Annotated in this window: 15 protein-coding genes; 9 read left to right on the forward strand and 6 right to left on the reverse strand. The window is 69.6% G+C overall.

The genetic code is table 11. The features are described from left to right. Window positions 1-72: 72 nt before the first annotated feature. Genes BLU81_RS38190 through BLU81_RS38205 form a run of 4 tightly spaced genes read left to right on the forward strand, consistent with a single transcriptional unit; the run spans window position 73 to window position 4,564 of the window. Window positions 73-1,380, forward strand: coding sequence for a M16 family metallopeptidase (locus BLU81_RS38190; protein WP_092552763.1), 1,308 nt, complete (start codon window positions 73-75; stop codon window positions 1,378-1,380). Then, window positions 1,377-2,696 (forward strand): M16 family metallopeptidase, encoded by a 1,320-nt coding sequence (locus BLU81_RS38195; RefSeq protein WP_092552766.1) that lies wholly within the window; start codon window positions 1,377-1,379, stop codon window positions 2,694-2,696. The genes BLU81_RS38190 and BLU81_RS38195 overlap by 4 nt, the downstream gene beginning before the upstream one ends. After that, the gene (gene nudC / locus BLU81_RS38200; protein WP_092552769.1) at window positions 2,693-3,625 is read left to right on the forward strand and encodes an NAD(+) diphosphatase; all 933 of its coding nucleotides are present in this window, start codon (window positions 2,693-2,695) and stop codon (window positions 3,623-3,625) included. Before BLU81_RS38195 ends, nudC begins: the two co-directional genes overlap by 4 nt. A gap of 57 nt (window positions 3,626-3,682) precedes the next feature. After that, window positions 3,683-4,564: a phytanoyl-CoA dioxygenase family protein gene (locus tag BLU81_RS38205; protein WP_092552772.1), complete on the forward strand. Its 882-nt coding sequence runs from the start codon at window positions 3,683-3,685 to the stop codon at window positions 4,562-4,564. Window positions 4,565-4,611: 47 nt separating this feature from the next. On the opposite strand, the gene BLU81_RS38210 is transcribed toward BLU81_RS38205, so the two are convergent. Beyond that, complete coding sequence (locus BLU81_RS38210; RefSeq protein WP_092552775.1) at window positions 4,612-4,854, reverse strand: mycoredoxin; 243 nt, start codon at window positions 4,852-4,854, stop codon at window positions 4,612-4,614. A gap of 83 nt (window positions 4,855-4,937) precedes the next feature. On the opposite strand from BLU81_RS38210, the gene BLU81_RS38215 reads away from it, so the two are divergent. From BLU81_RS38215 to BLU81_RS38220, 3 genes are all read left to right on the forward strand, one after another. After that, on the forward strand, window positions 4,938-7,094 hold the full coding sequence (locus BLU81_RS38215) for an ATP-dependent DNA helicase UvrD2 (protein ID WP_092552778.1): 2,157 nt from the start codon (window positions 4,938-4,940) through the stop codon (window positions 7,092-7,094). A gap of 116 nt (window positions 7,095-7,210) precedes the next feature. Continuing rightward, window positions 7,211-7,492, forward strand: a complete 282-nt coding sequence (locus BLU81_RS48840; RefSeq protein ID WP_157751973.1) for a hypothetical protein — start codon at window positions 7,211-7,213, stop codon at window positions 7,490-7,492. A gap of 143 nt (window positions 7,493-7,635) precedes the next feature. Next, window positions 7,636-7,998 (forward strand): WhiB family transcriptional regulator, encoded by a 363-nt coding sequence (locus BLU81_RS38220; RefSeq protein ID WP_092552780.1) that lies wholly within the window; start codon window positions 7,636-7,638, stop codon window positions 7,996-7,998. 216 nt (window positions 7,999-8,214) lie between these two features. On the opposite strand, the gene BLU81_RS51695 is transcribed toward BLU81_RS38220, so the two are convergent. From BLU81_RS51695 to BLU81_RS49350, 4 genes are all read right to left on the reverse strand, one after another. After that, complete coding sequence (locus tag BLU81_RS51695; RefSeq protein ID WP_269460953.1) at window positions 8,215-8,349, reverse strand: hypothetical protein; 135 nt, start codon at window positions 8,347-8,349, stop codon at window positions 8,215-8,217. Between the two features lie 29 nt (window positions 8,350-8,378). Next, window positions 8,379-9,725, reverse strand: coding sequence for an ABC1 kinase family protein (locus BLU81_RS38225; protein ID WP_092552783.1), 1,347 nt, complete (start codon window positions 9,723-9,725; stop codon window positions 8,379-8,381). Window positions 9,726-9,764: 39 nt separating this feature from the next. Then, window positions 9,765-10,862 (reverse strand): hypothetical protein, encoded by a 1,098-nt coding sequence (locus BLU81_RS38230; RefSeq protein WP_092558230.1) that lies wholly within the window; start codon window positions 10,860-10,862, stop codon window positions 9,765-9,767. Window positions 10,863-11,067: 205 nt separating this feature from the next. Next, window positions 11,068-11,229: a DUF5679 domain-containing protein gene (locus BLU81_RS49350; protein ID WP_172890699.1), complete on the reverse strand. Its 162-nt coding sequence runs from the start codon at window positions 11,227-11,229 to the stop codon at window positions 11,068-11,070. Between the two features lie 449 nt (window positions 11,230-11,678). On the opposite strand from BLU81_RS49350, the gene BLU81_RS38235 reads away from it, so the two are divergent. Together BLU81_RS38235 and BLU81_RS38240 are read left to right on the forward strand one after the other, a co-directional pair. Further along, entirely contained in the window at window positions 11,679-12,209 is a 531-nt protein-coding gene (locus BLU81_RS38235; protein WP_092552786.1) for a M48 metallopeptidase family protein, read from the forward strand. A gap of 125 nt (window positions 12,210-12,334) precedes the next feature. Beyond that, window positions 12,335-12,907, forward strand: a complete 573-nt coding sequence (locus BLU81_RS38240; RefSeq protein WP_407923906.1) for a hypothetical protein — start codon at window positions 12,335-12,337, stop codon at window positions 12,905-12,907. 137 nt (window positions 12,908-13,044) lie between these two features. Here the strand turns inward: BLU81_RS38240 and BLU81_RS38245 are convergent, their stop codons facing one another. After that, window positions 13,045-14,280, reverse strand: a complete 1,236-nt coding sequence (locus BLU81_RS38245) for a zinc-dependent metalloprotease (RefSeq protein ID WP_092552792.1) — start codon at window positions 14,278-14,280, stop codon at window positions 13,045-13,047. Window positions 14,281-14,353 lie beyond the last annotated feature (73 nt).

A 14,353-nucleotide genomic window follows, 5' to 3' on the forward strand; every position in this document is an offset into this window, starting at 1 on the left:
TCGCGCCGGATATCGATGTTTTTACTCGGCGTCGTCGCTCGACTACGCAGATCAGTCGGCTAGATTCGTATCGTGGCGCCCAAAATCAAGATCCCCGCGACGAAATACCCGGTCGAGCGGCTGACTCTCGGCAATGGTCTGCGCGTGGTCCTGTCCCCGGATCGCAGCGCCCCGGTCGTCGGAGTGGCCGTCGTCTACGACGTCGGCATCCGCAGCGAACCAGAAGGCCGGACCGGCTTCGCTCATCTCTTCGAGCACCTGATGTTCCAGGGCTCGGAGAACCTCGAGAAACTCGCGCACTTCCGCCATGTGCAGGGCGCCGGAGGCAGCTTCAACGGTTCCACCCACCTGGACTACACCGACTACTTCGAGGTCCTGCCCACCGGTGGCCTCGAACGCGCGCTGTTCCTCGAGGCCGACCGCATGCGCGGCCCACGTCTGACCGAGGAGAACCTGCGCAACCAGATCGACGTGGTCAAGGAGGAGATCCGGGTCAACGTGCTGAACCGGCCGTACGGCGGGTTCCCGTGGCTCAAGCTGCCGCCGGTGCTGTTCGAGACGTTCGCCAACGCACACGACGGCTACGGCTCCTTCACCGACCTGGAGAGCGCCACCGTCCGGGACGCGCAGGAGTTCTTCGACCGCTACTACGCCTGCGGCAACGCCGTCCTCTCGGTCACCGGTGACTTCGAGGTGGCCGAGGCGATCACGATGATCGAGCGCCACTTCGGCGATGTCCCGGCCCGTCCCGCCCCGGAGTTGCCCGACTTCGACGAGCCGGGCCCGACCGCCGAGCGCCGGGAGTCGTACACGGACCGCATCGCCCCGCTGCCCGCGGTGGCCGCGGCCTGGCGCGTCCCGGACCCGATCGGCTCCTTCGACGCCTACCTGCCGTTCGCCGTCCTGGCCGAGGTGCTCACCGACGGCGACGCCTCCCGGCTGGTGGAACGCCTGGTCCAGCGGGACCGTTCGGCCACCAACCTGGGCGGCTACCTCGGTTTCATGGGTGACGAGTACCAGGTGCGCAACCCGACGGCACTGCTGCTCCAGGCCCACCTGCCGCCCGGCGGCGACGTGGACAAGGTGCTCCGCACCGTCGACGAGGAACTCGACCGGCTGGCAACCGGCGGCCTCAAGCCCGGTGAACTGGACCGCACCCAGGCCCGAATGGCGACCAACCTGCTGCACGAGACCGACGGGGTGCTCGGCCGGGCCCAGCCGATGGCCGTCCTCGAGCTTCAGCGTGGCCGTCCCGGCCTGCTCAACGACCTGCCGAGACTGATCAGTGAGGTCACCGCGGAGCAGGTCGCCACCGCCGCGGCCAGCCTGCGGCCCGAGAACCGTGCCAGTGTCGAAGTGATCCCGGGAGCCAGCGCATGACGAGTAAGACCCTGCCGGACCTGGTGCCGGACGCCGAGCTGAACCTGCCGCGCGAGCGCGAGCGCACCCTCTCCAACGGCCTCACCGTGATCGCGATCCGCCGGTCCGCGGTGCCGCTGGTCGAGGTGCGGCTGCGGATCCCGTTCGGACGGGCCCCGCTCGCCCCGGCCACCCTGCTGTCCCACGCGCTCTTCACCGGCACCAGCGGCCTGTCGAGCATCGACATCGCCGCCGAACTGCAGGCCGTCGGTGGCAGCCTGGCCGCCGGGGTCGACCCGGACCGTCTGCTGATCACCGGCAACGCGCTCGCCGACGGCTTGGACCGGACGCTCGAACTGCTCGCCTCGGTGCTCACCGACGCGACCTTCCCGGCCGACGAGGTGTCGGTCGAGCGGGACCGCCTGACCGACCACATCCAGGTCGCCCTGAGTCAGCCGTCCCACCTGGCCCGGGTGGCCCTGCTCAAGCGGATGTACGGCACCCACCCGTACGCCGTGCAGACCCCCGCACCCGACCAGGTCCGCGGCGTCGAGCAGGAGGCGCTGCGCGAGCTGCACGCCGCCCGGATCCGGCCCGCCGGCGCGGTCTTGGTGCTGGTCGGCGACATCGACCCGGACCAGGCCATCGACACCGCGGAGAAGGTGCTCGGCGGCTGGACCGGTAGCGCCCCGGACGGCAGTATCCCGCCCACCCCGGTGCTGGAGACCGGCCCGCTGCTGCTGGTCGACCGGCCCGGTTCGGTCCAGTCGTCGCTGCGGCTCGCGCTGCCCGCGCTGGTCCGCACCGATCCCGACTACGCCGCGTTCAGTCTGGCGAACCTGGTCTTCGGCGGCTACTTCTCGTCCCGCTGGACGGAGAACATCCGCGAGGACAAGGGGTACACGTACGGTTCGTACTCGTCGGTCGACCACTACGTCGCCGGTTCCGCCCTGGTCGCCGCCACCGAGGTGGCCACCGAGGTGACCGGCCCGTCGCTGCTGGAGACGCAGTACGAACTGGGCCGCATCGCGAGCCTCCCGCCCGGTGCGGAGGAACTGGAGCAGGCCCGCCGGTACGCCCTCGGCACCCTCCGGCTCGGCATGTCCACCCAAAGCGGGTTGGCCGGTCTGGCCAGCATGTACGCCGGTTTCGGCCTCCGCCTCGAGTTCCTCCGGGACCACTCGGCCGCTCTCGCCGCGGCCACCCGCGAGGAGGTCGCCGCGGCGGCCGCGAAATATCTGGCCCCGTCTCGCGCGGTGACCGTGGTCCTCGGCGACGCCGAGAAGATCGAGGCACAGCTCTCCGCCCTGACCGTCGTGGAGCGCAGCGCAGCGTGACTAGTTCCGACCAGCCGAGCGCCCCACCGCTCGCCCGCACCACCCTCGACCGCGCGGCCGAACACCGCAAGGACGAGTTCTGGCTCGCCGCCGCCTGGGATCGCGGTCAGGTCCTGATCGTGGACCTGGCCAAGGGCGGGCGGGCCCTGATCGCCGATCGCCCGGACGGCGGTGCCGCACTCGTCCTGGTGGCGCCGCCGCAGGCACCGGACGGTGATCGCTGGTTCCTCGGCGTCGACCCGGCCGGCACCCCGATCTGGGCCGTCGACGCCCCGCTCGACGGCGGGCGGGCGCTGCGGGAGGTCGGGCACCTGCTCGACGCCCGCGACACCGGCGTGCTGACCACTGCGGTGGCCTTGGGCAACTGGCACCGGTCGCATCGGTTCTCACCACGGACCGGGAAACCGACGCGGCCGGTGGAGGCGGGCTGGGCGCGGGTCGACGAGGACGGCGCCATGATGTGGCCCCGGACCGACCCGGCGATGATCATTCTGGTGCACGACGGGGTCTCCGGTCCGGGCGGGCGCTGCCTGCTCGGGCACAACGCCGCCTGGCCGGCCAGCCCCGACGGCAGCCGTCGGTTCTCCTGCCTGGCCGGGTTCGTCGAGGCCGGTGAATCGGCCGAGGCCGCGGTCGCCCGGGAGGTCCACGAGGAGGTCGGTGTCCACCTCTCCGAGGTCCGCTACGAGGGCAGTCAGGCATGGCCGTACCCGGGATCTCTGATGTTGGGTTTCTTCGGTGTCGCCGACCCGGAGCAGCCGCTGCGCCTGGAACCGGAGGAGATCGACGAGGCGCACTGGTTCTCCCGGGAGACCGTCGCGAAGATGATCGCCGGTGACGATCCGAGGACCCTGCCGATGGGTTCCTCGATCGCCTCGTACCTGATCCAGAAGTGGCTCCTGGAAGATCAAGAAAGTTTTTCCGATTAGGGAGCAACCGATTCGGGGGTCCGTCGCGTCTTCACTTCAAAGACGAGAGGGGACCTGATGACTCAGGTGGAGGCGCCGGCGTGGACGCCCATGTCCGCGGACGAGCGGGAGGCGTTCGACCGCGACGGTTACATCGTCGTGCCGTCGGTGCTGAGTGAGAGCGAGATCGAGGTCGGCCGGACCGCGATTCTCGGGGCGTACGAGAAGGGCAAGCGAGACGGGACGCTCGGGCCTACGGGGGCTCTGCACCAACTCTCCCCCATCGCTGGGGTTCCTGAGCTGGCGTTCCTGCTGGATCACCCGAAGGCGTTCAAGTACATCTGGTCACTTCTCGGGTGGAACATCCACGTCTACCACTCCCACATCGACGTGCACCCGAAGATCAACGAGAAGCCGAAGGACTGGTGGCACTGGCACCAGGACGGCGGCCGGCAGAACCGGGAGATCGAGACCGACCCGCGGCCGATGCTCTCCGTCAAGCTGGCGTACTGGTTCTCCGACGTGAGCGAGACCGGGCGCGGTAACTTCACCGTTCTCCCGGGCAGCCACAAGTCCAACTGGCTGCCCGGCCCGCCGAGTCGTGGCGTCCCGTGGCCGCAGCCGGAGGGCGCGACCCAGATCACCGCGAACCCCGGTGACCTGGTGGTCTTCGACCGCCGTATCTGGCACGCGCGGTCGGACAACTTCTCCGACATCACTCGGGTCGGCGCCTTCTTCGGCTACACCCCGCGCTGGATCAACATCCGCGACGAGGTCGCCGACCTGCCGACCCGTCCCGAGTGGGCGGGCCTGAACGACGTGCAGAAGCAGCTGCTCGGCGCGTTCGGCAACGGTGACGGCGACCACCAGTGGGGTCACTTCCCTGAGAAGGTGCCGCTCTACGGCGCGCTCAAGGAGCGGGGCCTGCTCGACTCGAGCATCCCGGCGCTGATTCCGTAAGGACTCATGAAAAAGGCCGGCCCGATGGGTCGGCCTTTTTCACATGATCAGGCCGCGATGGCGGCGAGGTGCTGCTTGACCTGGACGATCGACGGGTTCGTCAGCGCCGAGCCGTCCTCGAACTTCAGAGTCGGCACGGTCTGATTACCGCCGTTGACGCTGCGCACGAACTCGGCCGAGACCTCGTCCTGCTCGATGTCGACCACGTCATAGGCGATGCCCTCGCGGTCGAGCTGCGACTTGAGCCGGTGGCAGTACCCACACCAGGACGTCGAGTACATGGTCAGCATCGGTCAGAACTCCTTCGATACAGGTCACACGGTGGTGCGGCTGACAAGCACAACACCCCACGAGGGTGTCATGATTCCCTACCGTGCGGACTGAAGGGGTACTGGCCGGACTGGATCCGGACCAGCGGACGGCGGTCACCGCTCCGGCCGGCCCGGTCTGCATCCTGGCCGGTGCGGGGACGGGCAAGACGCGGGCGGTCACACACCGGATCGCGTACCGGACGCTGTCCGGCGAGATCAGCCCCCGGCACGTGCTCGCGGTGACCTTCACCGCACGAGCCGCCGCCGAGATGCGGGCCCGGCTCACCGGGCTCGGCACCGGCGCGGTGCAGGCCCGCACGTTCCACGCCGCAGCCCTGCGGCAGGTGCGCTACTTCGCGCCGCGACTGCTCGAAGGCCGGCAGATGCCGGAACTGATGGAGAGCAAGATCCGGGTGGTCGGCCTGGCGGCGGCCCGAGCCGGGGTCCGCGCCGACCGCGCGGCTGCCCGGGACCTCGCCGGTGAGATCGAGTGGGCCAAATCGTCCCTGGTCGAGCCGGGGGAGTACGTGGTGGCCGCGGCCAAGGCGCTGCGTGAACCGCCGTACGAACCGGCCCGGGTCGCCGAGGTGTTCGCCGCCTACGAGTCACTCAAACGCCGGCAGGGCGTGATCGACTTCGAGGATCTGCTGCGTGCCGCGGTCTGGGGCATCGAGGAGCACCCCGACGTCGCCGACCAGATCCGCGCCCAGTACCGGCACTTCGTCGTCGACGAGTACCAGGACGTCAACCCGCTCCAGCAGCGGCTCCTGGACGCCTGGCTGGGTGGCCGCGACGACATCACCGTGGTCGGCGACGCGAGCCAGACGATCTACTCGTTCACCGGTGCCACTTCGTCGTACCTGATCGATTTCCCGCGCCAGCGGCGTGGCGCGGTGGTGGTCCGCCTGGTCCGGGACTACCGCTCGACGCCGCAGGTGGTCGGGCTCGCCAACGCGGTCATCCAGCAGGCCCGCGGCACCGAGGCCAAGCTGCGCCTGGAGCTGATCGGCCAGCGGAAACCCGGGCCCGAGCCGGAACTCAAGATCTTCCCGGACGAGCAGGGCGAGGCGGCGGCGGTGGCCCGCCGGTGCCGGGAGCTGATCGCGACCGGCACACCGGCCAACGAGATCGCGGTGCTCTTCCGGACCAACGCGCAGTCCGAGTCGTATGAGAAGGCACTCGCCGAGGCCGAGGTCCCCTATCTGGTCCGAGGGGCGGAGAGATTCTTCGAGCGATCTGAGGTACGCGGGGCGATGGTCGCGCTCCGGGCCGCCGTCCGCTCCATCCCCGGCGAGACTCCACTGGTCGAGGCGGTCGTGGAAGCCCTGGCCGCGCGCAGCTGGAACCGGGACCAGCCCCCACCCGGTGGAGCCGCCCGCGAGCAGTGGGAGGCACTCGCCGCTCTGGTCACGCTAGCCGAGGAATACGCCGCCGTCCCCGAGATCCTGCCGATCGGCGAAGCCGGCCACGTCCAGCGGGAGATCACCCTCGCCGCCTTCAACGACGAGTTGGCCCGTCGTGCCGAGCAGCAGCACGCGCCGACGGTGGCCGGAGTCACCCTGGCGTCGCTGCACTCGGCCAAGGGCCTGGAATGGGACGCGGTCTTCCTGGTCGGTCTCGCCGACGGCACGCTCCCGACGACCTACGCCAAGACGGCCGAGCAGTTGGAGGAGGAACGCCGCCTGCTCTATGTCGGAGTGACAAGAGCACGTCAACTGCTCTGGCTTTCGTACGGGCAATCCCGCTCCTCGGGAGGCCGCACCCGCCGGCCGTGCCGTTTTCTGCCACAGCTCCAGCGCACCACCGGTTCCTCCGCGGCGGCCACCTCCGAAACACCTGCCGCCGACCGAAGTCGGAAACCCGACCGCCGGCGCCCGCAGGTGTCGTCCTGCCGGATCTGCGGTGCCACCCTGCTCGCCGGAACCGATCGCAAACTGGGCCGCTGCGCCACCTGCCCGTCGGACCTCGACGAGGACCTGCACGAGCGTCTCCAGGTGTGGCGGGCCAGCACCGCGGCGGGCCTCAAAGTTCCTGCATACGTCGTCTTCACCGACGCGAGCCTGGTGGCCATGGCCGAGCGCCGCCCGAGTGACCCCGCGCAACTGCTCGCGATCGCCGGGATCGGCCCCCGCAAGCTGGGTCAGTACGGCGACGCGGTCTTCGCTCTGGTGGCCGGAGCTGACCCTGCCGACCTGGACCAGAAAAACTTTGAAAACTAGTCCGTTAATTCGTTTGCCCTCCCCTGTAGGGCAGGCATAGCCTCAGAACACACCTGGCGAGCAGTAAGTTCGCGGGGGAAAACTACGAGTGCAAGGTTACGGAGGAGGTGGCAGAGATGGAGATCAACGTGATGACAACGCGACCGTCGATGTTGCTGACTTCTGCCTGGCCTCTGTCTGCCTCGCTACCCGCAGCCGCCGCACCCGTGGCGCTGCTGGTTGCTGAGCGGGCGCCGGTTTCCCAGGAGCACCAGGTCCAGGCCGAGCTGGGCAAAGCGGTCCTGATGGCGATCGATGAAAACAAGGGCACCACTGGGTTCAAGAGCAACGCCTCCATCGCGAGCAAGCGCTACACGGATGGTGGTCGCGGAACCCCGCCTCGAGGAAGACCGGTCTGACAAACAGACCTACCGGCTCACCTCGAGGCCGCGGAACCCGTAAAGGGATCCGCGGCCTCAAATGTTTTTCCGGCTAATCCGCCGGTGTAAACCCGAAATTGCGATCCAGAAGATCGAGAAGAAGAGAGAGGTGACCGGGCTTTATGAGTCTGGCGCTGGCCCCGATCGACATGACCGTCGACATCGAGGCAAACCTGCCCTGTCGGAAGTTCGACCCGGACCTTTGGTTCTCCGACTCCCCGGCCCAGCTGGAGCTGGCCAAGTCGCTCTGCGGGGACTGCCCGCTGCGCGCCGAGTGCCTGGCCGGTGCGGTCGACCGCGCGGAGCCCTGGGGTGTCTGGGGAGGCGAGATCTTCGAGCGCGGCGCTGTGGTTCCGCGTAAGCGGCCCCGTGGCCGGCCGCGTAAGGCCGACGTCGCCCGCGACGCCGAACTGGCCGTCGAAGTCGAGGAGCGGCTCGCCGCGAACGGCGTCGACACCCGCAACTCGGTCCGTCTGGCGGCCTGAGATGCAAACCCTCCCCGTAGCCCAGATCGAAGTAAGAAAGCCGAGCATCGAAATGACCCCGAACGGAGCCCCCAAGGTGAGACTCATCCAAGAGGCGTTGTCCAGAGCCCGAATGCGTCGGCCTCAGAGTGACCGTGCACCTGAGGCTTTCCGCTCCGCCCGCCGTATCAGCATGGACGCCCGCAACCGGACGTCCCGTGACCTCGGCGCCGGGCTCTAACCCCCGACCCCTACTCCCGACCCCATGAAGAACGGCCCGTCCACGGTGGACGGGCCGTTCTTCAGTTTTTCGGGTACGTCGAAGACGCCGGACGGGTCCAGCATGGTGATGCTGAGATCGTCCGGCGTCAATCAGTGTTCTAAAAGAGGGAGGGCGACGGTCAGGGGACCGGGGCGAAGCCCGGGAGCCATTTCTCCAGGATCTCACGGTAGGCGGCTTCGGCCTCCAGCTGGGACAGGACTCCGATCGAGCCCAGCGTCACCCGGTGGATCAGCAGGTAGGACGGGGGGAGGTTGAGTTTGCGGCTCAGTTGGTAGCCGGGGCCTCGGGGGTTGGCCAGGCGGGTGGCCTCGCCGCGGATCCAGTCGCGGGTGAAGCGGAACCGGTCCGCGGCCACCGGCTCGATCATCGGCAGCAGGAATTCCAGCAGGGCGTCGGGGTCGAGATCGTCGGTGGCTTTGACGAAACCCTCCTCGCGCAGGCCGTCGACGACCGCTGCGGCTTCGCCGGCCAGGGCCAGCCGGACCAGGCGGCCGATCGGTTCGGGGTGGCCGTCGGGCAGGCGGGCGACCGCGCCGAAGTCGATCACGCCGAGCCGGCCGTCGGGGAGGATCCGGAAGTTGCCGGGGTGCGGGTCGGCGTGCAGCAGTCCGGCCCGGGACGGCGCGGAGAAGTGCAGGATCGCCATCAGACGGCCGGCCTCGTCGCGTTCCTCCCGGGTGCCGTCGCTGATCACCTTGGCCAGTGGTGTGCCATCGACCCATTCGGTGACCAGGATCTGTGGGGCGGAGGCGACGACCCTAGGGACGAAGATCTCCGGATCGTCCTGGTACGCGGCGGCGAAGGTCCGCTGGGTCTCCGCCTCCATCTCGTAGTCGAGTTCTTCGACGACCCGGTCCCGAAGCTCGGCGATCAGCGGTTTGACGTCGATGCCGGGCTGAATGATCTTGAACATGCCGGCCAGCCGGGACAGTTGTTTCAAGTCGGAGACCAGTGCCTCACCGGCACCCGGGTACTGCACCTTGACGGCCACCGGTAGCAGTTTCGGCTTGGCGTTACGGCGAGCCGGTGGCAGTTTCCACACGGCTCGATGCACCTGCCCGATGCTGGCCGCGGCGGCGGGACTGTCGTCGAACTCGGCGAACCGGTCACGCCAGTCCGGGCCGAGTTGCTCGGCCAGCGCCTTGTGTACGTTCGCCACCGGCATCGGCGGCGCGGCCTCCTGGAGTTTCGTCAGGGCCTGCCGGTAGGGACCGGCCATCTCCTCAGGCATGGCGGCCTCGAAGACCGACAGCGCCTGACCGAATTTCATCGCCCCGCCCTTGAGCTGGCCGAGCACGCTGAACAGTTGCTCGGCGGTGCGCTGCTGGATGTCGGCGGAGATGACGTCGGAGGCGATCCCGACAGCGCGTTTGCCGAGGCCCAGCGCAGCACGCCCGGCAAAACCAAGCGGAAGCGCGGCGAGCTTTGCCGTCCGGGAAGCGGCACGGCGCGGTATGTCCGTCACCAGATCATTGTGACCGACATCCGGCCGGCACTCGGCCCGTCACGAGGTGGTTTGGTAGTTATGCGGTGAAGGTCCGGTGAAGGTTGGCCCGTGTCGACGCCTTCGGCAAGCGCAGTCCGGATGCGCCGGCCAGGTCCGCCGCCGGAACCGGCCGGGCGCGGAGATCTCCACCGCGGCCCCCAGGGTCTCCGGGGTGGTGCCGTCCAGAAACGCCAGGGCCTGGGCCGTGGCGTAGGCGGTGGCGGCGAGCAGGGTGGTGACCGCTCCGGGCTCGGCAGCGTCGGTCATCAGCCCCACCGCGCCCGCCCAGCCCTCGTCTCGCGCCCTGCGATGCAGATCCAGGCAGTTCAGGCAGGGTGCGCCGGTCGCGGGCACCAGAGGGCCGACCACGGCCACCCCGTCCCGGAGAACGGCGGCGAGATGGGGCTGCCGGCGCGAGGCGTGCCCGGCGGCGACGAGGGCGGGCGGCTCGTCGTGAGTGAGCTGAATCACCAGGGATGCCGGGCTCTGGCGCACCGGGTGGACCGCGGTGCCGGGGGCCACCCGCAGGACGGCCGCCTCCACGGCGGTCCGCCGGGGTGACCCGACGTCGCCGGGGCCGAACGGCGAGCCGGTGATCTCCGCGGCTCCGACAGCGCCGGACAGGTCGGGATGCACGTGGCCGACGCCGGCCTCGGCCAGGGCCACCGCGATCGGGGCGCCGAGCCGGCCGCGGCCGGTCACCACCACCCGGGCCGACCGGCGGCGCCGTAGGACGTGGGCGGGCGACGGGTCCGCGGGGCCGGCCGAGCCCAGGGCCAGAGCGGCCGCCTCGCAGGTGAGCCGTTGCCGGGTGTCGGCCGGCATGGCGGGTGGGAGCAGGGCGGCCGCGGGCATCACCAGCCCGGCCCGGCGCAGCAGGTCGATCAGGGCGAGCGCCTCGTCGGGCGGGATGCCTCGCTGGGCGGCGCGGGTCAGGATCAGTCGCTCGGGGCTGCGCCCGTCGAGCAGGTCGAGGACTCCGGCCGCTCGGGGGTCGGGCAGCTGGAGGAGCACAGCGTGCCCGGGGCCGAGCCCCAGTTGTAACTCCCCGGGGTCGCGCCAGACGCGGGCCAGCCCGGGGATCAGGGTGGGCCTGGGTAGTGGTGTCCGGTTCATGTTCGACAGGGTGTCACCGCGAAGGTGCGCAGCGATGATGTTATCCACAGGCCGAACTCGCCCTGCCGTGCGTTGTCCACAGCTTTGGGCGAGTTATCCACAGGCCCGGAGTGACCCCAGTTGACTCAACGTGTCTGAGTGGGCACGGTTACGGCTTGAGCCTCCGGGGAGAGCGGGCCGATGACCCACCCTCCCCGGGACGTGGTCACGCCTTGGCCTTGCCCAGGATTCGGTTCATCGTCGTCCCGCAGACCGGGCACTTGCCCTTGGCCATGTTCATGCCGGTCTTGGAAACGGCGACCTCGCCCTGAAAGTCGCGTTTCTCCTTGCACTTGACGCAATAGCCGTTGTATGTGGTGTCGGCCACGGTTCCTCCTCGTCGTTTTCGTCGGCCGCCCGTGCCCACTGCCAAAGTCGTCGGCGGCGAGCGCGGACCTGCCACGCGGATGTGGCCACCCGTCCGGGGCGGTCACTTACCCAGGTCAGGCCGGTTCCATGTCAGCGCAGCGTCGGCGGTGTCGCCAACGACGTGAGTGTGCCGGTCCGAAGTTCCCTTTATGGCCAGTTTTGCCGGGACACGCCGACGATTCCCATCGTAAAGGCATAAAACGGACATTCGAGGTGGCTGACGAGTTGAGTCGATGATGGTCTAGGTTGACGGATGTCGCCGATGTTGCCGCTGAGGAAATTTTTTCGGGTATATGTGGGCGAAGCGCTCATATTCCGCGACCGTCATTGTCCGTACTCTTGCGGTAACCGGGGTCCGGCGGATTAGCGTCTCAACGTGAACCCGAATCTGGGCCGCGCGAGCCGGTAATGGCCCGCGCGCGCAAGCCTGTCGTGGAAGTGCGGCGCAGCCAGCGCCGGCGACGGACGGTGTCCGCCTATCGCGACGGCGAACGAGTCGTGGTGCTCATCCCGGACCGCTTCTCCCGTGCGGAGGAGACGGAGTGGGTGGAGCGCATGCTCGCCCGCCTGGAAGCTCGCGAGGAACGGCTGCGGTGCACCGACGCCGAGTTGCTGGCCCGTGCCCGGCGCCTGACGACCCGGTACCTGGCCGACCACGCCGACGCGGTGGCTCCGGCGAGTGTGCGATGGGTCACCAACCAGAACGGCCGCTGGGGGTCCTGCACCCCCGACGACGCGACGATCCGGATCTCCCACCGGATCCAGGAGATGCCCGACTGGGTGATCGACTACGTACTCCTGCACGAACTCGCCCACCTGGTGGTTCCGAGCCACAACAACCGCTTCTGGGACCTGGTGAACCGGTTCCCCAAGGCCGAGCGGGCCCGGGGCTACCTGGAGGGCGTCTCCGCGTCCGGCAGCCTGGTGATGGCCGAATAAGATCATGCCCGTGCACCCGGTCCGCGCAACCGGTCACCGACGGTCCGGCGCCTCCGGCGGGGGCGGCGGTACGCGGGGAGTGCGCTGAGTAGGGTGGCGTCGTGACCCGGCGTGTAGTGGTGGTGATGCTGGTCCCGGTGCCCTGGAGTCCGCCCGGGGTCGACCTGCGGGCCTGGCGCGCCGCCATGGCCGAGGACGTGGTCGATCTGCTCGCCAAACTGGCCACGGCGGAGGCCGCGATCGCGGCGACCGCGGACGACCTGGCGCTCGCCGAGGAGATCGCCTGGCCGGGCACCCGGATCTACCAGGTGCCCACTCCGACGGTGCTGCCGGTGCTGGCAGCGGCCGCGAAGGATGGTTTCGACGAGGCGGCCGTGATCGCTGGTGACGCGCCGGACGTACCGGGCATGACGCTCGGAAAGCTCTTGCGTCCTTTGGACGGCAAAGCGGTGGCCGTGGCCCCGGCTGGACCGCCCGGTGGGCTCTTCGGGGTGGCCGCTCGGCTGCCCGCGCCGGACTGGCTGGCCGATCACGACCTGGACAGCGCTTCAGCGGCACTGCTGCGCAGGACGGCGCCGTCACCGGGTGAGGTCACCTCGACCCCGCAGTGGCGACGGCTGCGCGGCCCGGCCGACCTGGCAGGGCTGGACATCGCCTTGGAGGGCTGGGACAACACCCGGACCCTCCTGGGCGGTTAGGTCCGGCTCGTGAGAGAGGGCGAGGCGCGAGCGGTTAGGTCCCCCTCGCGGATCGCGAGGGGAGCGAGGCGCGGCGAGCGGTTGAGTCCCGGCTCGCGGATCGCTGAGGAAGCGAGGCGCGAGCCGGAACCCTGGCTTTAGTCCTCCTTGGGACCCTCGCCCAGGTTGTCCAGCTCGCTGATGTCCCAGTCGGAACGCCCGCGGGCGAAGGCAGCCGGATCGGCGAAGTCCTCGTCGGTCGGGAGCAGGTCGGGGTGGTCCCAGAGAGCGTCGCGACCGGCGACGCCACGCTGCTCGGTGACCGCGGTCCACAGCACTCCGGCCTCGCGCAGCCGCCGCGGCCGCAACTCCAGCCCGACCAGGGCGGCGAACGTCTGCTCGGCGGGCCCGCCCGCGGCCCGGCGACGGCGGAACGCCTCACCGAGCGCGGCGACCGACGGCAGCCGGTCCCCAGCGGCGTCGTCCACCACGTGACCCACCCAGCCCTCGACCAGCGCGAGCGCCGTCTCCAACCGGGCCAGGCCGGCTTTCTGCTGCGGGGTGTCCTCCGGCGTGAAGATGCCCTCCAGCGCCATGGCCTGCATCGACTCCGGATCGGTCGGGTCGACGCGGCTCATCGCCTCCTCGATCGCCTCCCGGTTCACGGTGATGCCGTTGGCGTAGGCCTCGACGGCGCTCAGCACGTGCGCCCGGAGCCACGGGACGTGCCCGAACAACCGCTGATGGGCGGCCTCGCGCAGAGCCACGTACAGCCGGACCTGGTCCTCGGGGAGTTCCAGGCCGGAGCCGTAGGCCTTGATGTTGGACGGGACCAGCGCGGCGGTGCCGGCCGGGCCGAGCGGAAGGCCGATGTCACCGGCCGAGAGCACCTCGGCGGCGAGCTGGCCGAAGGCCTGGCCGAGCTGACCGCCGAACAGCGCGCCACCGAGCGTGGCGACCATCGACTGCATCGGGCCCAGCTGAGCGCGGGCCTCCTCGGGAACCAGGTCGCCCATCGCGCCGACCATCCGGCCGGCGATCGGCTCGCACAGCTTCTTCCACACGTCCAGCGTGTTGTAGATCCACTCGTTGCGGTTCCACGCGACGGACTTGCGGATGCCGCTCGGAAGCGAGCACACGGGATCGAGCCAGAGGTCGGCGAGGCTCAGAGCCTCCTCGACCTGGTGGCGCTCAAGGATGTTCACCGCGGGGTCACCGGTCGCCGACAACTGGCTCGCGGCCACCTGCCGGGCCAGGTCCCAGTTGACCGGGCCACTGCCGGGTGTGGCGAACATCTGCTGCAGCTGAGCCATGAACTGCTGCATCTGCTGCGGGTCGGAGGGGTCGGGCGGCTGAGCGCCCGGCAGGGAGAAGCCGAACGGGATATCAGGCACGTCCCCACGGTACGCGCGAAAAGCCCGTAGCGGACGGAGGGAGGTATCAGCTCAGAGAGAACTCAGACAGGGT

Source organism: Actinoplanes derwentensis (assembly GCF_900104725.1).
Taxonomy (GTDB): Bacteria; Actinomycetota; Actinomycetes; order Mycobacteriales; family Micromonosporaceae; genus Actinoplanes; species Actinoplanes derwentensis.

Excerpts from the sequence above, each read along its gene's own strand:
- BLU81_RS38195 (WP_092552766.1), top strand. The coding sequence starts at position 1,377 with ATGACGAGTAAGACCCTGCCGGACCTGGTGCCGGACGCCGAGCTGAAC.
- BLU81_RS38205 (WP_092552772.1), top strand. The coding sequence starts at position 3,683 with ATGACTCAGGTGGAGGCGCCGGCGTGGACGCCCATGTCCGCGGACGAG.
- BLU81_RS38210 (WP_092552775.1), bottom strand. The coding sequence starts at position 4,854 with ATGCTGACCATGTACTCGACGTCCTGGTGTGGGTACTGCCACCGGCTC.
- BLU81_RS48840 (WP_157751973.1), top strand. The coding sequence starts at position 7,211 with ATGGAGATCAACGTGATGACAACGCGACCGTCGATGTTGCTGACTTCT.
- BLU81_RS38220 (WP_092552780.1), top strand. The coding sequence starts at position 7,636 with ATGAGTCTGGCGCTGGCCCCGATCGACATGACCGTCGACATCGAGGCA.
- BLU81_RS38230 (WP_092558230.1), bottom strand. The coding sequence starts at position 10,862 with ATGAACCGGACACCACTACCCAGGCCCACCCTGATCCCCGGGCTGGCC.
- BLU81_RS38235 (WP_092552786.1), top strand. The coding sequence starts at position 11,679 with ATGGCCCGCGCGCGCAAGCCTGTCGTGGAAGTGCGGCGCAGCCAGCGC.
- BLU81_RS38240 (WP_407923906.1), top strand. The coding sequence starts at position 12,335 with ATGCTGGTCCCGGTGCCCTGGAGTCCGCCCGGGGTCGACCTGCGGGCC.